Raw genomic sequence first — 20534 nt, 5'->3', positions numbered from 1 at the left:
ACAACAGGTGGTCAGTCGACCACGGCGTCGCTGAAAGTCGGCGGATCGCCCAGCATGGCGCGGTGGGAGCGCGGCCGGCGGCCGTCGATGTCGACGATGCCCAGCTCCTCGCCGAGCTCGGCGCCGATGAGCACCTGGCCGGTCCACCGCATCCGGTCGGGGTGGCGGGCGAGGGCGTCGATCACTCGTCCGCTGAACTCTGGGGACTCGGCTCCGGCCGCGAACGACTGGTAGCGCTCGGGGACGCCCTCGAAGAGGGCCCTGTTCCGCTCGGTCTTCAGCAGGCCCATCCAGAGGGAGACGGCGGCGACGTTGTGGGGCTTGAAGTCGACGGCCATGTCGTGGGCCATCTTGTCGACGGCGGCCTTCCCCGCGCCGTAGGCGGGGCCGTGCATGTAGCAGCGGCCGCCGAAGGACGAGGTGTTGACGACGAGTCCCGCGTTGTTCCTGATGAGCAGCGGGGCCGCGTAGTAGCTCGCCACGTACGCCGAACGCATCCCCACGTCGAACATGCTCTGGAGCGCCAGCGGCTTCTCCCAGAACGGGCCCTTCCGGGCCAGCCCGTCGGGAATGGTGAAGGCGTTGTTGACGAGAATATCGAGTGCGCCCGACTCGCGTTCGACCTGCTTGAACAGAGCCTCGACCTGGTCGTCGTCGGAATGGTCGCAAATCACCGGGACGCCGGTGCCGCCGCGGTCGGTGATCTCCTGCGCGGTGGCGAAGACCGTGCCCGGGAGTTCGCCCTCGGTGCGGGTGCGTCCGGTCACGTAGACCGTCGCCCCGGTCTCGCCCAGGGCCAGCGCAATTCCCTTTCCGGCGCCGCGGCTCGCCCCGGTGACGACCGCCACCCGGTTCTCGGTCAGGCCCATTCGTTCCTCCCCGCAAGGAATTCCAGCATCGCCGCGGTGGTCTCGCCGGGCTTCTCCATCTGCATCATGTGCCCGGCGTTCTTGAGCATCCGGACGGCGCGCAGATCCTCGTAATGCTCGCCGAGACGGCTCAGCGGATCGTCGCCGTGCCATGCCTCCAGGTCGACGTCCTGCTCGCTGCCGATGAAGTAGAAGGGGACGGGGTTCTTCCGGCCCGCGTACGACTTCCGGTGCTCCCAGGAAAGGTCCATGGCCCGGTACCAGTTCAGCCCGCCGGTGAAGCCGCTGCGGCTGTAGTCGGCGACGTAGATCTCCAGTTCCGGCTCGGTCAGCCACGTCCACGGGAGCGGCGGCGCGTCCGGCAGGGCGTCGATGTAGGACGTTCCCGGCGGCTGCCGCCAGACGTCGAGGTAGTGGTAGTCGCTGGAGAGCGCGTAGAACAGCCTGCGCAGGAACTCGCGGGGCGCCGCGGCGAGGTCGTCGTCGGCGGTGCCGGACGCGACGAAGTAGTGGATGTGGTTGAAGTGCCTCTTGGCCTGCCGCGCGGCGATCGTCAGCGGCGCCTCGTCGGACGGCGTGATGAACGGGTTCTCCAGCCCGATGATCGCCGCGATCCGCTCCGGATGGTGGTAGGCGAGGTCGTAGGCGGCGAACAGGCCGAAGTCGAGGCCGCTGAACACCGCCTTCTCCGCGCCGAGATGGTCGAGGAGGCCGGTCACGTCGGCCACGATGCGGTCCGGGGCGTACTCGCGGTGGTCTGACGGCCCGCTCGTCTGCCCCATGCCGCGCATGTCGGGCGCCACGACCCGGAACCCGGCGTCCGCGATCGGCCCGATCTGGTGGCGCCAACTGAACCAGGTGTGCGGGAATCCGTGCAGGAGGACGACGAGCGGCCCCGCCCCCTGCTCCACGTAGTGGACGTCGAGGCCGTTGATCTTCGCGTACCGATGAGTCCAGCCGGCCATGCCGTGGCTCCTCAGGGGCTCCGGGGCGATGTGCGACCGACTGTGCAGGACGGTGCGGTTCAGAACTCCGCGGTGTCCCGCTCAGTGGGAGCGGTGGCCGTCGGCCATGGGGAGCGTGATGCGGAGGGTCGTGCCCGTGCCCAGTTCGGTGAGGATTTCGGCGCGTCCGCCGTGGGCCGCGGCGATGGCGTCCACGATCGGCAGGCCGAGGCCCGTCCCGCCGGTGCCCTTGCCCGCGCGGTGGAAGCGTTCGAAAGCGCGCGCGGCGTCCTCTGGGGACATGCCGGGTCCCTCGTCCGAAACCTCGATCAGACCTGGGGCCAGGCGGACGGTGACAGGCGTGCCGGGGGGTGTGTGGGCGCGGACGTTGGCCAGCAGGTTCGCGAAGACCTGGCGTAGGCGCGCCTCGTCGACGTTGGCGACAAGCGCTTCCGGGGCTTCCAGCCTTACCGGACGGTCGGGTTCGGCGGCGGTCGCGTCCGCCACGGCGTCCCGTGCGAGGACGACCAGGTCCGTCGGGACGGGGTGCAGGGACGCCTCGCGATCCAGGCGGGCCAGCTCCAGAAGGTCGGTGACCAGGTCGTTCATGCGGCGGGCCTCGCCCTCGATGCGGCGCATCGCGTCGGGCAGCTCGTCCGGTCCGAGGGCGCCGTGCCGGTAGAGCTCCGCGTAGCCCTGGATGGTGGTCAGCGGCGTCCGCAGCTCGTGGGACGCGTCGGCGGCGAACTCCCGCACCCGCGCCTCGGACCGGCTCCGCGCCCAGAACGCCTGCTCGATCCGCTCCAGCATCACGTTGATGGCGGCGGCGAGCCGGGCGGTCTCGGTGCGCTGCCCCGGGCCGGGCATGCGGGCGCGCAGGTCGCCGCCGGCGGTGATGGCGTGCGCGGTGGCGGCCATCCGGTTCAGCGGCAGCAGGCCGCGGTGGATGAGCCACCGCCCGAGCACGATCAGGGCGGCGAGCAGCAGCGCCGCCGTCGCGATCTCCGACAGGACCAGGTTCCGCACGGCCGAATGGATCTCGCCGAGCGGGGCCGCCACGACGACGATGCTGTTCCGCCACGGACGCGCCACGGCGCGCAGCCCGGGAAGGGAGAACGGTTCGAGGGCGCGCGCGCGGGCGGCGAGCTCGTCCCGGCCGAGCTTCTCGATCGCGGCGACGGCCCGCTCGGGGTTCGGATCGTCGCCGCTGAGGACGCGCACCCGTCCCGCCTGCCCGACGCCCAGCACCACGAACTGCGCCGGCGCCACGCCCTGCTCGGGGAGGCCGGGACGGAGCAGGCGGGTCACGGCACGGTCGCGGGTGGCCTCCAGCTGCTCGTCCACCCGGTGCATCAGGTACCCGTTCAGGACGAGCGCGCTGACCAGCCCCATGATGGCCAGCCCGGCGGTGGTGACCGCGAGCAGGCCGGCGAGAAGCCGGGCGTTGAGCGTCATGGCCGCAGCGCGTAGCCGACGCCGCGCCGGGTGTGGATGAGCGGCGCGCCGAGCGGGTCCAGTTTGCGGCGCAGGTAGCTGATGTAGGTCTCCACGACCTGCGGGTTGCCGTGGTCCCAGCCCCACACGCCGTCGAGCAGCTGGGCGCGCGACAGGACGACGCCCGCGTTCCGCATCAGGTAGGCGAGCAGCCGGAACTCCGTCGGCGACAGGTCGACGTCGACGCCGCCGCGCCGGACCGTCCAGTGCGCCTCGTCCAGTTCGAGGTCGGCGACGCGGAGGACGGCGTCCTGCGCGGACGGGGCCGGGGCGGCTCTGCGCAGGACGGCGTGCACCCGCGCGACCAGCGCCTCGATCGAGAACGGCTTGGTGACATAGTCGTCACCGCCGAGCGTGAGGCCCGTGACCGTGTCGGACGGCGTGTCCCGCGCGGTCAGGAAGATCACCGGGACCTGGTCGCCGTCCGCGCGGAGCCGCCGGCACACCTCGAATCCGTCCATGCCGGGGAGCATGACGTCCAGCAGGACGAGGTCGGGCCGTTCCCGGCGGGCCGCGCGCAGGGCGTCCTCGCCGGTGGCGGCGGTGGCGGTGGTGAAGCCGTGGAAGCGCAGCGCGACCTCGATGAGGTCACGGATGTTGTCCTCGTCGTCCACGACGAGCACCCGCCGGCTCTCGCTCATCGGCCCCGTTTCGCTGGACGTGCTCCACCCCCGAAGGTACCGCCCCGCGGCTAGCGGTTCTTGGGGACGCGGACCAGGCGGGCGGTGCGGGTCTCTCCGGAGCGTTCGCCGGCGACGAGCACCTGCTCGCCGTTGGCGAGGTCCTTCAGAGCGGCCTGGCCGCCGTCCTTGCGGACGCGGGTGTCGCCGTTGGCCGTCCAGGTCCAGCTGGCGCCGTCGTCGCTGCGGACGGTGAGCCCGGTGGAGGACACGGACGTGATCTTGCCGCGCTGCCAGGTGGCGAGGTGGAAGCCGTCCTTGCGCTTGACGGTCGCCTCGCCGTGGACGCCGCGAAGGGCGCGCGCCCGCAGGAACGGGTGGCCCTTGCCGGGATGGCCGGGGTGGTCGCGGTACTGGGTCGGAGAGGCGGACGGAGACGGGCTGGGGTCGGCGGCGGAGGCGGGGACGGCGAGATACAGGCCGACGCCGAGGATGCCGGCGGCGCCGAGCCCGGCCGCGATGGTCTTGGTACGCATGCGGCCCATGCAACCGGAGGCGGCTGGCAGTTGTCCTCGGGTAATCCTGGGAGAACCCTGGGAGTTCACCGAATGCCGTTCAGCATCCCGCGGATGAGGTGGAGGGCCTCATCGCGGGCCTGGACGGGGTCTCCGGCGTCCGCCATGGAGAGGGCCAGTTCGGTGAGCGCGCCGTAGAAGGCGGCCGTGGTGAGGCCGATGGGATGCGCGCCCGACTCGCCGAGGAGAGCCGTCAGGCCGTCCGTGAGGATGGTGCCGAGGTAGCGCTGGTCGAGTTCGCGCCAGCGCCGCCAGCCGAGCGCGATGGGCCCTTGCAGCAGGACGATCTCGCGGTACTCGGGGTCGGAGCAGATCTCCAGGAACGCACGGATCCCCGCCTCGGCCCGCACCCACGCCCCGTCCCTGCCGGACGTGGTGTTTGCACTGGACGCGGTGGCCATCGCGGTGGTGATGCGCTCGGCCGCCTGGGCTTCCAGCTCCTCGAAGACGGCCTCGAAGAGCCCCTGCTTGCCGGCGAAGTGGTGGTAGAGGGCGCCGCGGGTGAGCCCGGCGTCGCGGACGAGTTCCTCGGCGGACACCTCGTTGAAGCCGCGCTCGGCGAAGAACCGGCGGCCGGTGTCGATGAGCGCGGCGCGCGTGCTCTCGACGTACCGCTCCCGCCGGGTCTTGACATGCTCCATGCGGCATGTATAACACATACAAGACGTATGTCAGATGCGTCGTGCATGGGAGGGGACATGGCGGACATCGCGGTCGTCGGAGCCGGTGTGGCCGGACTGGTCGCCGCGCGTGACCTCGTCCGGGACGGGCACGACGTCGTCGTCCTGGAGGCGCGCGACCGGGTCGGCGGGCGGCTGCTCAACGGCGAACTGCCCGGCGGGGAACCGATCGAGATCGGCGGCCAGTGGGTCGGCCCGGGCCAGGACGGGGTCCTCGCCCTGATCTCCGACCTCGGCCTGTCCACCTACCCGACGTACGACGAGGGGCGGCACATCGCCGAGCTCGGCAGGACGCGCGGCGAGTACACCGGCCGCATCCCCAGGCTCTCCCCGCTCACGCTCGCCGACATCGCGCAGGCCGAGCTCCGCGTCGCGCGCCTGGTGCGCGGAATCCAGGCGGACGAGCCGTGGACGGCACGCCGCGCCGCCGCGCTGGACGGGCAGACCTTCGAGACGTGGATCCGCCGGAACATGCGCACGCGCGGGGGCCGCGCGTTCATGCGGCTGATCACGCAGGCGGTCTTCTCGGCCGAGGCGGGCGACATGTCCGCGCTGTGGGCGGGCTTCTACATGGCGTCCGCCGGCGGCCTCGACCCGCTGATCGACACGACGGGCGGCGCCCAGCAGGACCGCGTCTCCGGCGGCTCGCAGCGCATCGCGCTCACGCTGGCGGCCGAGCTGGGCGACCGGGTCGTCCTGAACTCACCGGTCACCGACATCGAGTGGACGGACGACTCGGTGCGCCTCCGCGCCGCCGCCCGCGAGATCCGGGCCCGCCGCGCGATCATCGCCGTCCCGCCGCCGCTCGCCGCCCGCATCCGCTTCAGCCCCGGCCTGCCGGGCGATCGCGACCAGCTCGTCCAGCGCATGCCGATGGGCCGGGTCATCAAGGTGAACGTCGCGTACGACGAGCCGTTCTGGCGCGCGGACGGGTTCAGCGGCCAGGTGACCAGCGACCGCCGCCCGTTCGGCATCACCTTCGACAACACCCCCGAGAACGGTGGTCCGGGCGTCCTGGTCGGCTTCCTGGAGGGGCGGCACGCCGACATCGCCGCGCGCCTGTCCCCGGAAGACCGCCGCGCTCAGGTGCTGGCCGACCTGACGGCCTACTTCGGCCCCCGCGCCAAGACCCCGATCGCCTACGTCGAACGCGACTGGGCGGAGGAGGAGTACTCCCGCGGCTGCTACGGCGCCTTCGCCACCCCCGGCACCCTGACCCGCTACGGTCCTTCACTCCGCCGTCCGATCGGTCCCCTCCACTGGGCCGGCACCGAAACGGCCACCAGATGGGCCGGCTACATGGACGGCGCCGTCGAATCCGCCCACCGCGCCGCCCGCGAGGCAACCCTCGACTCCTGACTTCAGTCAGTCGGACGGGGCGAGGGTTTCCAGGACCTGGTCGCCGTACTTGGCGAGTTTGTTCTCGCCGACGCCGTTCACCCGGGACAGCTCCGCCAGCGTCGTCGGGAGGGCCGTCGCTATTTCGCGGAGGGTGGCGTCGTGGAAGATGACGTAGGCGGGGACGCCCTGCTCCTTCGCGGTCGCGGCGCGCCAGGTGCGGAGGCGTTCGAAGACGGGCATCGCCTCGGCGGGCAGGTCGACCGGGGCCTTGGCGGCCTTGGCCGTCTTGACCGCCTTGGCGGCGGGGCGGTCGGGCTCGCGGCGCATCATCACCGTGCGCCGGCCGCGCAGGACGTCGCCGCTCGTGTCGGTCTGGAGCAGGGTGCCGTGGTTGCTCTCGACGGCGATGAGGCCCTGCGCGAGGAGCTGGCGGATGACGCCGCGCCATTCGGCCTCGCGCAGGTCGGTGCCGACGCCGAAGGGCTTCAGGGTGTCGTGGTCGAACTGGATGACCTTGGCGCTGCGCTTGCCGAGCAGGATGTCGATGATGTGCCCGGCGCCGAACTTCTGGCGGCGTTCCCGGTCGAGCCGCACGATCACCGACAGGACCTTCTGGGCGGCGACGGTCGCGTCCCAGGTCTCGGGCGGGTGCAGGCACGTGTCGCAGTTGCCGCACGGCTCGCCGGACTGGCCGAAGTAGTCGAGGAGCTGGACGCGGCGGCATTCGACCGTCTCGCAGAGGGCGAGCATGGAGTCGAGGTGCATGCCCTGGCGGCGGCGGTGCGCGGCGTCGCCCTCGCCGCCGTCGATCATCTTGCGGAGGTTGACGACGTCCTGCAGGCCGTAGGCGAGCCAGGCGGTGGACGGGAGGCCGTCGCGTCCGGCACGGCCCGTCTCCTGGTAGTAGCCCTCGACGGACTTGGGCAGGTCCAGGTGGGCGACGAAGCGGACGTCGGGCTTGTCGATGCCCATGCCGAACGCGATGGTCGCGACGATGACGAGGCCGTCCTCGCGCAGGAAGCGCGACTGGTTCGCGGCGCGCGTCCCCGCGTCCAGGCCCGCGTGGTAGGGGAGGGCCTCGATGCCGTTCTCGGTGAGGAACGCCGCGTGCTTCTCGACGGAGTTGCGGGAGAGGCAGTAGACGATGCCCGCGTCGCCCTCGTGCTCGGTCTGGAGGAGGCGGAGGAGCTGGCGTTTGGCGTCGGTCTTCGGCTCGATCCGGTACTGGATGTTGGGGCGGTCGAAGCTCGCGACGAAATGATGCGCTTGTTCGAGGTTGAGGCGGGACGCGATCTCGCCCCGGGTCGCCTCGGTCGCGGTGGCGGTGAGGGCGATGCGGGGGATGTCCGGCCAGCGTTCGTGCAGGCCCGACAGCATCAGGTAGTCGGGACGGAAGTCGTGCCCCCACTGCGACACGCAGTGCGCCTCGTCGATCGCGAAGAGGGAGACGTCGCCGCGGTCGAGCAGTTCGACGGTCGCGGCCAGCTTCAGCCGCTCGGGCGCCAGGTACAGCAGGTCCAGCTCGCCCGCGACGAACTGGGCCTCGACGACGCGGCGTTCGTCGAAGTCCTGGGTGGAGTTGAGGAAGCCGGCCTGGACGCCGAGCGCGCGCAGGGCGTCCACCTGGTCCTGCATGAGGGCGATGAGCGGCGAGACGACGATGCCGGTGCCCTTCCGGACCAGCGCCGGGATCTGGTAGCACAGCGACTTCCCGCCGCCGGTCGGCATCAGGACGAGCGCGTCCCCGCCGCCGACCACATGCTCGATGATCTCCCGCTGGCCGTCCCGGAACGCGTCGTAGCCGAACACGCGCCGCAGGGTGTCGAGCGTCTCGGGGGAAGTCATCGGCCCATACTATGAACCGCCGCCGACACCCGTCCCACGAACACTCACCTGTGGACGACCTCCAGCAGGTCGGGCGTCACCTCGTCCAGTCCGGACGCCACGTGCGCGGCGAGGGCCAGGGCGTCGGGCGCCGCCGGGTGCGCCGGCCGCGGGATCGCGATGACCGTCATCCCGGCCGCGTGCGCCGAGCGGAGCCCGTTGCTGGAGTCCTCGATGGCGACGCAGCCGGCGGCCGGGACCTCCATCTGCGCGGCGACCGCGAGATACCCGTCCGGTGCCGGTTTGCCGTACTCGACCTCCTCGGTGGACACGGTCGTGCGGAACAGGGCGTCCACCCCGAGTTCCCCGAGCGCCAGGTCGATGAGGGCGCGCGGGGACGAGCTGGCCAGGCCCAGCGGACGGTACTTCGCCATCCGCCGGACGGCGTCCTCCGCGCCCGGCAGCAGCGGCAGCCCGTTCGCGTACCGCTGCGACATCTGGTCGATCACCTCGTAGGCGACGTCCTCCGCCGTGACGCCGTCGACGAGGTCGGTGGCGATGTAGGCGGCCCACTCCTCGGTGCTCATGCCCATGAGCCGGTCCTGGGTGTCGGGCAGCCAGCGCCCGCCGTGGTCGGCGACGTAGCCGCGCCGCACCTCCTCCCACACCGGCTCGGAGTCGATCAGCACCCCGTCCAGGTCGAACACGATGGCCTGCACGGACATGGGCCCTCCAAATGATCTCGGCGTGATCTCCGGTCAACTACCCGAGGTCGCCGGGCCGGAACCGCGCGCGTCCGGCCGGGCGGATGTACCGGATTTATGCCGCGAATGCGACATGATCCAGTTTCGGTCTGGCATCGTGGTGACCCTCCGTTCCCCCTCCGGAGTCACTGCAGAGGAGATCCGCCCATGGTGTTCCTCGGTTTTCTCCTGGTCGCCGCCGCCGTCGTGGTCGGCGCCGGCGTCGTCCTCGACAACACCGACAGCGCCCAGCTCGTCGTCTTCGGCCAGGCCATGCCCGGCCTGAACAACGAATGGCAGGTGTTCCTGGCCGGCGCGGGCGTGGCCGTCGTCCTCGTCCTCGGCCTGATGCTCACCTTCACGGGCGCCGCCCGCCGCATCCGCAACCGCCGCGACCTGCGCGACCTGCGCGAAGAGCACCAGGAGTCGCTGACCACGCTGGAGATGGAGAAGCGCCGCCTGGAGCGCGAGCTCGCCCGCGCCCGGCAGGGCGGCGGCCCGAGCCGGCGGAACGCGCGGCCGCAGCCCCAGCCCGCGCCCCCGCCCGCGTCCCGGCCCGCGTCCCCGCCGGTGGACGGCGTCCGCGTCGCGCCCCGGTCGCGGATCCCCGCCACCTCCCCCTTCTTCGAGCGCGGCGAGTAAGGCGAGTAATACGTGGTGATGACCGCGCCACCCGCCCGAATCGTCACCCAGAGGGATGGCGGGCGCCTTCCGTCCCGGACATGATCGTGGTGTGCGGATTCTTCTCAAGGTAGGCATCACCGCGGTCGCCCTGTGGGCCGCCACGGTCCTGATCGCCGGCATCTCCCTCGGCGACCAGACGACCGTTCGGCGCGTCCTCACGCTGGTCGCCGTCGCGGTCATCTTCGGCCTGGTCAACGCCGTCCTCAAACCGATCATCAAGACCCTCGGCTGCGCCTTCTACGTGCTCACGCTGGGGCTGATCGGCCTCGTCGTGAACGCCCTGCTGCTCCTGCTGACGAGCGAGGTCGCGCAGCAACTGGACCTGCCGTTCCACGTCGACGGCTTCTGGCCGGCGTTCTGGGGCGCGATCGTCGTCGGCGTCGTCGGCTGGCTGCTGCACCTCTTCCTCCCGGACGACGACGACTAGCCGTCAGTCCCCCGCGGCCAGTGCGGCGCGCTCGAAGGGGCTGCGCTCCAGCCGGCCGGACGGGCCGCCGGCGTACTCGCGGTACCCCGGCGGACGGGACCCGGGCGCGCCGATCAGTACCCAGCGGTGCGTCCGGACGGCCCCGATGAGGAACTCCGCGTCCGTCAGCGCCCCCGCGTCCGCGACGATCAGCGCGTCGAACTCCTGGCCGGAGCCGGTGAGGGCGGCGCCGAGCGGAGTCCCGACGACGACGTCGGCGGTGCGGAGCAGGATCTCGCTCTCCACCGCGCGGCCGCCCTCCATGTAGCCGGTGAGCTGCTCGATCCGGGCCATCGCGCGCCGCTGGTGCGCGGGGACGGCCTCCGGGTCCTCGGTGGGATCGGCGCCGCAGATCTCCGCGACGTTCTGCCGCGTCCCGGCCTCGGTCTGCGCGACCGTCTCCAGATCCCTCCCCCGGGCCGCCATCTCCTCGGCGGCCTCCGCCGTGCGCCGTTCGAGCGTGTCCGCCATCTCCGCGGACTTCGCCGCCGCGGCCTCCGCGTCCGTCCGGGCGCGGACCGCCGCCGCGAGCGCCTCCTCGCGGGACGTCCGGGCGGCGGTCACCCGGTCCTCGATCTCCTGCGCCGCCTGGTGCGCGGCGCGCGCCCGCAGGCTCGCCTCCGTCGCCCGCTCCACGGCCTCCGACGCCAGCCGCGCGTGCTCCCGGTGCTCCGCCCCGGCCTTCTCCCGCTCCGTCGCCAGCCAGGTCAGCTCGGTGCCGAGCCGCTCCTGGGCCTCCTGCGCCTGCCGCAGCCGCGTCCCGCCCTCGGACACGAACGACGCGAGCCCGCGGCGCACCCGCTCCGCGTGCTCGGCCGCGTCCTTGGCCTCCCGCGCCCGCCGCGCGGCCTCGTCCGCCTCCCGCGTCCGGGCCTTGGCCTCGGCGCGCAGCCCGCTCAGCTCCGCCGGCGGCGACGCCACGTGCAGCCGCTGCCCCAGCGTCATCTTCCGGCGCACCGCCGACAGCGCCGACTCCGCCGACACCAGCCGGTAGTAGGCGGCGTGCCCCTCCGCCGCGGCGTCCGCGTCGGCCGCCGTCAGCCGGTGCGCCTCCTCCGCCGCGGCGGGCAGCGCCTCCCGCGCCCGCGCCAGCTCGTCGGTGAGGGACGCCTCCGCCTCCCGCGCCCCCCGCAGCTCGGACTGCGCCGTCTTCGCCCGCTCGTCCAGCTGCGCGCACCTCGCGTAGGACGCGTCGGCCGTCCGCGTCTTGGCGGTCGCCTCGTCCGCCGCCCGGTCGGCCTCCGCCTGCAGCCGGTCCGCCTCCGCGCGCGGCCCGGCCAGCTCGGCCTCGGCCTCCTGCTGGACGGCGGCGAGCCGCTCCGCCTCCGCCTCCGCCTCGACGGCGCCCCGCTCGGCCCCGGCCGCCGCGTTCGCGGCCTCCTCGATACCGCCGCGCAGCGCCGCCTTCTCGGCCTCCAGCTCCTCGCCGCGCCGCAGATTCTCCGCCTGGACGGACCGCAGCGCCGCCGCGTCCCGGGGCCACTGCTCCAGCCACATCAACCCGCGCCGCAGCATCCGCACCTCGGTGTCCCAAGCCTGCCGCCAGGCCTCACCGACCGGCCGCAACGCCGCCGCCCGCACCCGGCACTCCGGCGCCGACACCCCCACGCCCGGGCCGCTGGGCACGCCTTCGCCCACCTCGGGCGGCAGCGCGGGAATCGGCTCCATCCGCGTCACAGCGGACGCACTGTCACCGTCTTCAGCCTCAACCGGCGTACCTGGGAGGGGCTCGGCCGGCCTCACGGCGGCGTTCTCGTCCTCTGCTGCTTCCGGCGGCAGCGGGGGGAGCGGTTCGACGCGTGTCACGGTGGAGGCGCTGTCGCCTTCCAGAGTTTCGGGGGCGGGCGGGGTGGTCAGGGGCTTGAACTCGATCGTGCCGTGGGTTCCGGGCTCCCGGAGCGGCGGCGGCGCGGCCTTCTCCGGGGCGGCCGGCGGCTCGTCCTCGATGGGCGGCAGTGCCCGGGTCTCGACCGAGGGGGCCTCTGCCGTCTCCGGGCGGGTCTCGATCAGCAGCGAGAAGACCTCCGGGTCGTCCTCCAGGCCGCGCAGCAGCTCGCTGGCCTGCGCGGGCGTGGGCGCGATGAGGAGGGTCCGCGCGTCGGACGCCGTGAACTCCTTGATCGCCCTTCGGACCGCGTCGGCCTCGCCGCCCTCCTCCACGTGGACCAGGCGCAGGGCGTCCGTCCCGGCAAGCGAACCGGGCGCGACCAGGAACCGGGCGAGCACCTCCCAGTCGCCCGCGACCTGCTGGTTCCGCAGGGCTCGCAGCGCCGCGATGTGCGGCGCCCACCCGACCGGCCGGACGTCCTCGGGCAGCGTCCTGAGCCGCGCGTCGATCTGCTCATAGAACTCGCTCAGCGGCGCGTAGACGCTTTCGACCAGCTCGGGCCCGCCCCAGCCGACCTCGTCCGTCCCCAATGACGGCGTGGAACCGGCACCGGCGAGCGGCATGGTCTCCAAGCCCGCCCGGACGTCCACCTCGGGTTCACCACCCGCGGCCTGGCCGGGCTGCACGCCGTCTCCGCCGGACTCGGGGGCGAAGGCCGGTGCCGTGTCCTCGGCGGGGGAGGCGGGGGGCTCGCCTTCGGCGGGTGGGGTCTCCTTCGGCTGGTGCTCATCAGGCTCGTTGGTCTCTGCCGGCTGCTTCACGACGTGTTCCCGTCCCAGATCGACCGTCCGGGGCGTAATTCCCCCTCTGCCGCGGACTAACGTCTCACAGGTCGGAGATCAGCGGTGGCCGGCGAGGGCCGCGTGATGATCTTCACCGTCGCGGGGTTCGGGGTCGGGGTGGACGAGGGCGCCGGAGAGGCGCGGCAGGGCGTGCAGGAGGCTGTGCTCGGCGTCCACCGCCACTTGGTGGGCGCGGACGAGAGTCCAGGCGGGATCCACGATGACGTCGCACTCGGCGCGCAGGTGGTGGCCGATCCAGCGGAGGCGGACGTCGCCCACGGCGAGTACGCCCGGTGTTGAGGCGAGGGCGGTTTCGGCGCGGTCGACCAGGGCCGGGTCCACGGCGTCCATGAGGCGGCGCCAGACCTCGCGGGTCGTCTGCCATAGGACGACTGAGATCGCGGCAGTGATGAGCAGGCCCACTACTGGGTCTGCCCAGGGAGCGCCCAGGGCGATGCCGGCGGCGCCCAGGAGGACGGCCAGGGACGCGAAGCCGTCCGTGCGTGCGTGGAGGCCGTCGGCGACCAGAGCCGCCGAGCCTATGCGGCGGCCTACGCGGATGCGGTAGCGGGCCACCAGCTCATTGCCCAGGAAGCCGACGAGGGCGGCACCGGCCACGGCAGGTAGATGGTCCACAGGCTGTGGATGGGCCAGGCGGTCGATGGCTGCGTATCCGGCGAGGATGCAGGACGCGGTGATGGCCACGACTATGGCGATGCCGGCCAGGTCCTCCGCGCGGCCGTAGCCGTAGGTGTAGCGGCGGGTGGGCGGACGCCTGCCGAGGACGAACGCGATCCCCAGCGGGACGGCCGTGAGCGCGTCGGCCGCGTTGTGGAGGGTGTCGCCCAGGAGCGCCACCGAGCCGGTGAACGCGACCACCGCCGCTTGGAGGACGGTGGTCGCGCCAAGGCCGGCGAGCGAGATCCACAGGGCGCGCATGCCCTGGGCGCTCGCTTCGAGGGCCGGGTCCACCTTGTCGGCCGCCTCGTGCGAGTGCGGTCGCAGGACGTGCCGGAGACCGCGCCCATGGCCCTGCCCGCGCCCATGGCCCTGCCCATGCCCGTGCCCGTGCCCGTGCCCTTTTCCATGGCCGTGCCCGTGTGCGCTCATGAGTCCACGATGAACCATGAATCCCGTTGCAGCATCTCGACAACTGCGCTGTTGTCGCAGGTACGCGGCCTATGTCAGTGCGGGTTCGTCGCCAGTAGCTCCGCCAGGAGGTCGTCCAGGGTGACGATGCCCGCGAACTCGCCCCGCTCGTCGTTCACCACGGCGAGCTGGGCGCGGCCCCGGCGCATGCGGCTGACCGCGTCCAGGACGGTCGTCTCCGCCGTCAGGACGGGCGCCGGGTGCGCCAGTTCGTCGGCGCGCCGGTCGCCGTTGGGCTCGGTGATGGCGGCGCGGACGTGCACGATGCCGGTCATCGCGCCGTCCCCGGACCGGACGAGCAGCCGGTTGTGGCCGCTGGCCGTGGCGGTCCGGCGGATCTGCGCGGCGGTCGCGTCCGCGCCGATCGTGGTGACGGACGTGGCGGGCACGACGAGGTGCCCGACGGTCGCCTCCCGCGCGGAGATGGCGCGGCGGAGCAGCTCGTGGTCGTGCCGCCCGATGAGGCCGAGGCGGCGCGACTCGCCGACCAGGTGGCTGAGCCGTGCCGGGTCGGTGTGGCTGTCCAGCTCGTCCTTCGGCGTGACGCGGAAGAGCCGCAGCAGCGCGTTCGTCGCCGCGTTCAGCGCCGACAGGATCGGCCGGGACACCTTCGCGAACGCGCGGAACGGCAGCGCCAGGATCAGCGCCGACCGCTCCGGGTGCGTGATCGCCCACGATTTCGGCGCCATCTCCCCGACGACCATGTGCAGGAACGTGACGACGGCGAGCGCGGTGCCCAGGGCGATGGCCTTCACGCCCGCCTCGGGGACGCCGAGCGCGTGCAGCGGCGGTTCGAGGAAGTGCTCGAACGCCGGCTCGGTGACGATCGCGAGGCCCAGCGAGCACATCGTGATGCCGAACTGGGCGCCGGCGAGCATCAGCGACAGCTCGCGGACGCCCGCGAGCGCGGCGACGGCGGGACGGCTGCCCGTGGCGGCGGCGCGCTCCAGCTGCGGCCGGTTGGCCGCGACCAGCGCGAACTCGGCCGCGACGAAGAAGCCGTTCCCGACCAGCAGCAGGGCGGTGATCAGCAGCGACGGCAGCGGGTTCACGACACCTCCACCGACGACGGCGACGCCGGGCGCGGCGCCGGGACGACCGCCTTGATCAGGATCTTCTCGGCGACGCGGCGCGCCACGCTGACGACCTCCAGCTCGACGGAGCCGGCGTCGAGGTCGACGGTGAGGCGGTCGCCGGCGGACGGCAGCCGCCGCAGCTCCGCCATGACGAGCCCGCCGAGCGTGTCGTAGGCGTCGCCCTCCGGCAGGTCGAGCCCGGTGAGGCGGGCGACCTCGTCGATGCGCATGCCGGCGTCGACGACCCAGGACCCGTCCGGCCCGGACGTCGGGGCGTCCTCCAGGCCGTCGGTCTCGTCGGTGATCTCCCCGACGAGCTCCTCGGCGACGTCCTCGAAGGTGAGGATGCCGGCGAGGCCGCCGTACTCGTCCACGACGCAGGCGAACTCCTGGCGGGAGTCGCGCATGTGCTCGATGACCCCGTACAGCGGCTGGCTGCCGGGGACGAGCAGCGGCGGCCGGGCGATCCCGCCGACCGGGGTGGCCGGGTCGAGCGTGTCGTCGGCGACCTCGCGGACGCCCGCGACGCCGACCACGTCGTCGACCTCCTCCCCGTAGACGGGGTAGGCGCTGTGCCCGGTCTCGCGGATCAGCGCGACGAGGTCGGCGACGGTCGCGGTGGACGGCAGCGTCCGGACCTGCGGGCGCGGCACCATGACCTCGTCCGCGGTCAGCTCGCCGAAGGACAGGGCGCGGTCCAGCAGGCCGGACAGGTCGGCGGGCAGGTGCCCGGAGCTGTGCGACTTGCCGATGATGTCGCCGAGCTCCTCGAGCGTCGCTCCGCTGTGCAGCTCCTCGACGGGCTCGACGCCCACGGCGCGCAGCAACCGCTCGGCCGACCGGTCGAACAGCCGGATCAGCGGCCCGGCGACCGTCAGGTACACCAGGGTGGACGCGGCCAGGGCACGCGCGAGCGACTCCGCGCGGGCCAGCGCGAGGTTCTTGGGGAACAGCTCGCCCAGAAGCATCTGGATGAGCGTCGCCAGGACGAACCCCGTCGCCAGCGCGATCGCGCCCGTGGCGCCTTCGGGGACGCCCATGACCTCGAGCAGCGGCTGGATCAGCTCGGCGAGGGCGGGCTTGGCGATGAAGCCGACGACCAGGGTCGTCATCGTGATGCCGAGCTGCGCGCCCGACAGCATGAACGAGACTCTGCTGATGACCTTGACGGCGCGCCGGGCCGACGTGTCGCCGCGCTCGGCGGCCTGCTCCAGGGTCGCGCGGTCGGCGGCGACGTAGGCGAACTCCTGGGCGACGAAATATCCGGTGGCGGCGGTGAGAAGGATCACCGCCAGTACGCCCAGTCCCGCGCTCACCATGGGGCACCGGGTCTATGACTGGGGTCCGACACTGCGGACTCACCACTCCTCTCGAAGACTGACTACCTGTCGTAACGTCACTCAGGACAACGACGTTCCCGTTGCAGAGGGTACGGGTCCGCTGCGCGGCTCCTCGCGCGACACCGTGCTGCGGCGCGCGGCACGCCCCGCGTACGGCGGCGAGCGCGCGCGGGCGTGGGCGAAAGCACCTTGTCTCGGTTAGTGTCACGGATCACACTTGTATGAGAGCGTACGTCCCATAGTGGACCGGTCCGTGCTCCCAGACCGGCGCCGCCAATGGACATGCTCAGGGGGACCGGAGAAGCGATCGCGGGGCAGACGTTGGACCAGAGCGGGGCAGGGGCCGCCGCGCCCATGAGTCGTGAAGGCGTCGACCATGCCCTGCGCAGGCTCCGGGAGGAGCGCGAGCGCATCTCCTCGTCCGTGGTCGATCTCGAGGGCCAGCCCGGGATACGGCTGCTGAAGGGCGCCCGGCTCGCCGGCGAGACGTGGCGGTGCTGGGAGGGCGCGCAGTCCCGGCTGGCGACGCTGTGGCGGCTCTTCGACGCCTACCAGCGCGTCCTGGACGAGGCGTGCGAGCTGCGCGAACGGTCCCCGCGCCCGGACGTGGCGACGCTGACCGAGCTGTCGGGGATGCTGTCGGGCTGCTCGGTGGAACTGCCCGGCGGGGAGATCCCGCTGGAGCACCGCACGCTGCTCGGCCCGCAGGAGCGGCGGATCACCCTGGACGAGGCGGTCGCCATGATGTCGGACGCCTACGAGTCCGTCGCGCGCGAGGCCGCCGCCGCCGACGCCGCCTGGACGGCGCTGCTGCCGCCGCTGGAGGAGGCCGAGGAGGGCTGGCGGACGGCGACCCGGCTGGCGCACACGCTGGACGGCACCCGGCACCCCGGGCTCGACCGGGTCGGCCGGGAGCTGACCGCGCTCGGCCGGCTCGTCCGGACCGATCCGCTGTCGTTCGTGCGGAACGGGCAGCCGGACACCGGGCGGCTCGACCGCGTCCGCGCCCTGCTGACCTCGCTCGGCGACGAGCTCGCCGGCGTCGCGCGCATGCGGGACGAGTACGCCGACCTGGTCGCCCGGGTCACGACGGTGATCGAGGAGATCGAGCAGACCGAGCGGCGGGCCCGCGACGCGTACACGACCGCCCTCGCCAAGATCCACTCGCCGAACCTGCCGGCGCCCGCGGCGGGGCTCGGCATCGCGCTCCGCGACCGGCTCGCCGCCCTGGAACGGCTCCGCGAGGCGGGCCGCTGGGTGGAGATGGCGGGCCGCTTCGCCGAGCTCGAACGCGCCGCCGAGGAGGCGCTGGAACGGGCGCGCGGCGACCTGCGTCTCAGTGCCGGCCTGCTGGACCGGCGGGGCGAGCTGCGCGGGCGCCTGGAGGCGTACCGGGCCAAGGCGGCGCGCCTCGGCCTGATCGAGGACGAGCGGCTCACCGCGCTGTACGGCGAGGCCCGCGAGGTGCTGTGGACGGCCCCCTGCGACCTGCGCCGCGCGACCACGGTCCTGGCGGAGTTCCAGCGGGCGATCAGGGTGAGCGAGAGTGAGACGGGGACGCGGCGATGAACCGATGCACCCAGCCCGGCTGCGCGGGCGGAATCGACGCGGACGGCTTCTGCGACGTCTGCGGCATGGCCCCCGCCCCCGCACCGGCCGCCCCCGCACCGGCCGCCCCCGCACCGGCCGCCCCAGTGCACGTACCGGCCCCCGCCGCCCCGGCCGCCGTACCCGCCGCCCCCGCCGTCCCCGCCGCCCCCACGGCCGTCGGCGCCCCCGCGCCTCCGGCGGAGGAGGCCGCGAGGGCGGGGTATTCGCGGGCGGCGCCGGCGCGGGTGCCGGCCGCGGTGACCACGCGGACGCCGTTCGCGCCGCCGACGACCAGGGAGCCCGCCCCGTCCGGACGCGACGGGCCCGGCGGGACGGCCGGGAGTTCGGCGGGGAGCGGGCGCGGCACGGTCGGGTCCGGCCGGACGGCGTCGCGCGGCGGCACCCGCGGCACCGGCTCCAGCGGCTCGACCAGGCGCGGGATGCTCGGCGCCGGGCTCGTCGAGGTCCCGCCCGTGCCGGCCCGCGACCCCGCCTCGGCGATCATGGAGAATCCGGAGGTGCCGGAGAACCGGCGCTTCTGCAGCCGGTGCGACGAGAAGGTCGGGCGGAGCCGCAACGGCAACCCCGGCCGCACCGAGGGGTTCTGCCGCAGTTGCGGGCATCCGTTCTCGTTCACGCCGAAGCTGCACGCGGGCGAGATGGTCGGCGGGCAGTACGAGGTGCTCGGCTGCCTGGCGCACGGCGGCCTTGGCTGGGTGTACCTGGCCCGCGACCACAACGTGAGCGAGCGGTGGGTCGTCCTGAAGGGCCTGCTCGACACCGGGGACGCCGACTCCCTCGCCGCCGCGACCGCCGAGCGGGCGTTCCTGGCCGAGGTCGAGCACCCCAACATCGTCAAGATCTACAACTTCGTCCGGCACGGCGAGTCCGGCTACATCGTGATGGAGTACGTCGGCGGGCGCTCCCTCAAGGACATCCTGCTCAGCGTCCGCGCCGAGTACGGCGACCAGGCGTCGCTGCCGCTCGGCCAGGTGATCGCGTACGGCCTGGAGGTGCTGAGCGCCCTCGGCTACCTGCACGGCGTCGGGCTGCTGTACTGCGACTTCAAGCCGGACAACGCGATCCAGTCCGAGGAGCAGCTCAAGCTGATCGACCTCGGCGGGGTGCGGCGCGCCTTCGACGTGGACAGCCCGATCTTCGGGACGCCCGGCTACCAGTCCCCCGAGATCGGCTCGCAGGGCCCGTCGGTCACGTCCGACCTCTACACCGTGGGACGGGCGCTGGCCGTGCTCAGCTTCCCGTTCCGCGGCTACACCGGACGGCACCTGCGCAGCCTGCCGCCCCGCGACCAGGTCCCGCTGTTCCAGCGGCACGAGTCGTACCACCGGCTGCTGCGGCGCGCCACGCACCCCGACCCGGCCCGCCGCTTCCAGAGCGCCGCCGAGATGGCCGAGCAGCTCACCGGCGTGCTGCGGGAGGTCCTGTCCGCCGAGGACGGGCGCCCGCGCCCCGCGCCGTCGCCGCTGTTCGGGCCCGAGCAGCACACGGCCGGCGCCGAGATCGTCGGCGCCCTGGACAGCGCGACCATCCTCGCGCCGCTGGAGCCGCGCGCCGCCGCGGCGGCGCTGCCCGTCCCGCTGGTGTCCGCGTTCGACCCGGCCGCCGCGTTCCTCGCCGGGCTCACCGCGCGCGACCCCGGCGACCTGGCCGCCGCGCTGGGCTCCGCCCCGGTCGCGTCCCGGGAGGTGCGGCTCGCGCTGGTGCGCGTCCGCATCGAGCTGGGCGATCTGGACGGCGCCGCCGGGCTGCTGGAGGAGATCGCCGCCGAGGCGCCGGACGACTGGCGCGTCGACTGGTACCGGGGCGCCCGCGCCCTCGCCGGCGGACGGGCGGCCGAGGCCGTCGCCGTCTTCAACGATCTGTACGACCTCGCCCCGGGGGAGCAGGCGCCCAAACTGGCGCTCGCCTTCTGCTACGAGACGCTGGGCGACATGGGCAACGCCAGCCACTTTTACGAGACCGTCTGGCGCACCGACCCGACCCATGTCAGCGCCGCGTTCGGGCTGGCCCGCTCCTGCCTGGCCGCCGGTGACCGGGCCGCCGCCGAACGCGTCCTGGACTCGGTGCCCCGCATCTCCAGCCACTACCTCGCCGCGCAGCTCGCCGCCGTCGCCACCGCCGTCCGGGGGCGGAGCCCCGGCGAACTGGACGCCGCCGCGCTCATCGAGGCGGGCCGCCGCCTCGCGTCCCTGCGCCTCGACACCGAACGCGCCGCCGCGTTCACCGCCGAGGTCCTGGAGGCGGCGCTCGCCTGGCTGCGCGCCGAACGGGCGCCGATCCCGGCCGGGTTCCGGCAGCGGATCCTCGGCACCGACCTGGACGAGCCGGCCCTGCGCGCCAAGCTGGAGGAGACCTACCGCGTCCTCGCGAAGCTCGCCGACCACGCCGAGCACCGGCACGCGATGGTGAAACGCGCCAACGCCGTCCGCCCGAGGACGCTCTTCTGAC

17 protein-coding genes are annotated in these 20534 nt (G+C 73.4%); 5 read left to right on the top strand and 12 right to left on the bottom strand.

Annotated elements, in window-relative coordinates; all coding sequences use genetic code 11:
- Positions 1-11: 11 nt before the first annotated feature.
- From AL2_RS34355 to AL2_RS34330, 6 genes are all read right to left on the bottom strand, one after another.
- On the bottom strand, positions 12-869 hold the full coding sequence (locus AL2_RS34355) for an SDR family NAD(P)-dependent oxidoreductase (RefSeq protein WP_067641201.1): 858 nt from the start codon (positions 867-869) through the stop codon (positions 12-14).
- Complete coding sequence (locus AL2_RS34350) at positions 860-1834, bottom strand: alpha/beta fold hydrolase (RefSeq protein ID WP_067641199.1); 975 nt, start codon at positions 1832-1834, stop codon at positions 860-862. The genes AL2_RS34355 and AL2_RS34350 overlap by 10 nt, the downstream gene beginning before the upstream one ends.
- Before the next feature lie 81 nt (positions 1835-1915).
- Positions 1916-3268 carry a sensor histidine kinase gene (locus AL2_RS34345; RefSeq protein WP_067641197.1) on the bottom strand — a complete coding sequence of 451 codons (1353 nt, stop codon included), beginning with the start codon at positions 3266-3268 and terminating at the stop codon, positions 1916-1918.
- Positions 3265-3948: a response regulator transcription factor gene (locus AL2_RS34340; RefSeq protein ID WP_067641195.1), complete on the bottom strand. Its 684-nt coding sequence runs from the start codon at positions 3946-3948 to the stop codon at positions 3265-3267. Before AL2_RS34340 ends, AL2_RS34345 begins: the two co-directional genes overlap by 4 nt.
- 50 nt (positions 3949-3998) lie before the next feature.
- Positions 3999-4463: a DUF5666 domain-containing protein gene (locus AL2_RS34335; protein ID WP_157438545.1), complete on the bottom strand. Its 465-nt coding sequence runs from the start codon at positions 4461-4463 to the stop codon at positions 3999-4001.
- Between the two features lie 65 nt (positions 4464-4528).
- Entirely contained in the window at positions 4529-5143 is a 615-nt protein-coding gene (locus AL2_RS34330) for a TetR/AcrR family transcriptional regulator (RefSeq protein WP_067641191.1), read from the bottom strand.
- 57 nt (positions 5144-5200) lie between these two features.
- Here AL2_RS34330 and AL2_RS34325 point away from each other — a divergent pair, with 57 nt between their 5' ends.
- Positions 5201-6541 (top strand): flavin monoamine oxidase family protein, encoded by a 1341-nt coding sequence (locus AL2_RS34325; protein ID WP_157438544.1) that lies wholly within the window; start codon positions 5201-5203, stop codon positions 6539-6541.
- 6 nt (positions 6542-6547) lie between these two features.
- Here the strand turns inward: AL2_RS34325 and recQ are convergent, their stop codons facing one another.
- Positions 6548-8368 carry a DNA helicase RecQ gene (gene recQ / locus AL2_RS34320; protein WP_067641188.1) on the bottom strand — a complete coding sequence of 607 codons (1821 nt, stop codon included), beginning with the start codon at positions 8366-8368 and terminating at the stop codon, positions 6548-6550.
- Positions 8369-8412: 44 nt separating this feature from the next.
- Positions 8413-9072, bottom strand: coding sequence for an HAD family hydrolase (locus tag AL2_RS34315; RefSeq protein WP_067641186.1), 660 nt, complete (start codon positions 9070-9072; stop codon positions 8413-8415).
- Between the two features lie 186 nt (positions 9073-9258).
- Between AL2_RS34315 and AL2_RS34310 the strand changes: the two genes are divergently transcribed.
- Positions 9259-9732, top strand: a complete 474-nt coding sequence (locus tag AL2_RS34310; RefSeq protein ID WP_067641184.1) for a hypothetical protein — start codon at positions 9259-9261, stop codon at positions 9730-9732.
- A gap of 91 nt (positions 9733-9823) precedes the next feature.
- Positions 9824-10201 (top strand): phage holin family protein, encoded by a 378-nt coding sequence (locus tag AL2_RS34305; protein WP_245667114.1) that lies wholly within the window; start codon positions 9824-9826, stop codon positions 10199-10201.
- Positions 10202-10204: 3 nt separating this feature from the next.
- Here the strand turns inward: AL2_RS34305 and AL2_RS34300 are convergent, their stop codons facing one another.
- The 4 genes from AL2_RS34300 to AL2_RS34285 form a co-directional block, all read right to left on the bottom strand.
- A complete protein-coding gene (locus AL2_RS34300) occupies positions 10205-12889 on the bottom strand; it encodes a coiled-coil domain-containing protein (RefSeq protein WP_067641182.1) in 2685 nt (894 codons plus the stop codon).
- Between the two features lie 78 nt (positions 12890-12967).
- A complete protein-coding gene (locus AL2_RS34295) occupies positions 12968-14020 on the bottom strand; it encodes a cation diffusion facilitator family transporter (RefSeq protein WP_067641180.1) in 1053 nt (350 codons plus the stop codon).
- Between the two features lie 74 nt (positions 14021-14094).
- On the bottom strand, positions 14095-15111 hold the full coding sequence (locus AL2_RS34290) for a hemolysin family protein (protein ID WP_067641178.1): 1017 nt from the start codon (positions 15109-15111) through the stop codon (positions 14095-14097).
- The gene (locus tag AL2_RS34285) at positions 15108-16454 is read right to left on the bottom strand and encodes a hemolysin family protein (RefSeq protein WP_157438543.1); all 1347 of its coding nucleotides are present in this window, start codon (positions 16452-16454) and stop codon (positions 15108-15110) included. Before AL2_RS34285 ends, AL2_RS34290 begins: the two co-directional genes overlap by 4 nt.
- A gap of 375 nt (positions 16455-16829) precedes the next feature.
- Here AL2_RS34285 and AL2_RS34280 point away from each other — a divergent pair, with 375 nt between their 5' ends.
- Together AL2_RS34280 and AL2_RS34270 are read left to right on the top strand one after the other, a co-directional pair.
- On the top strand, positions 16830-18044 hold the full coding sequence (locus AL2_RS34280; RefSeq protein WP_083947199.1) for a hypothetical protein: 1215 nt from the start codon (positions 16830-16832) through the stop codon (positions 18042-18044).
- A complete protein-coding gene (locus tag AL2_RS34270) occupies positions 18041-20533 on the top strand; it encodes a serine/threonine-protein kinase (RefSeq protein WP_157438542.1) in 2493 nt (830 codons plus the stop codon). The genes AL2_RS34280 and AL2_RS34270 overlap by 4 nt, the downstream gene beginning before the upstream one ends.
- Position 20534: the final 1 nt, after the last annotated feature.

The sequence above is a fragment of the Actinomadura latina NBRC 106108 genome, from assembly GCF_001552195.1.
Lineage (GTDB): Bacteria > Actinomycetota > Actinomycetes > Streptosporangiales > Streptosporangiaceae > Spirillospora > Spirillospora latina.
The sequence above is the reverse complement of the archived record's forward strand: the minus strand, read 5'-3'. Positions and strand labels throughout refer to the sequence as shown.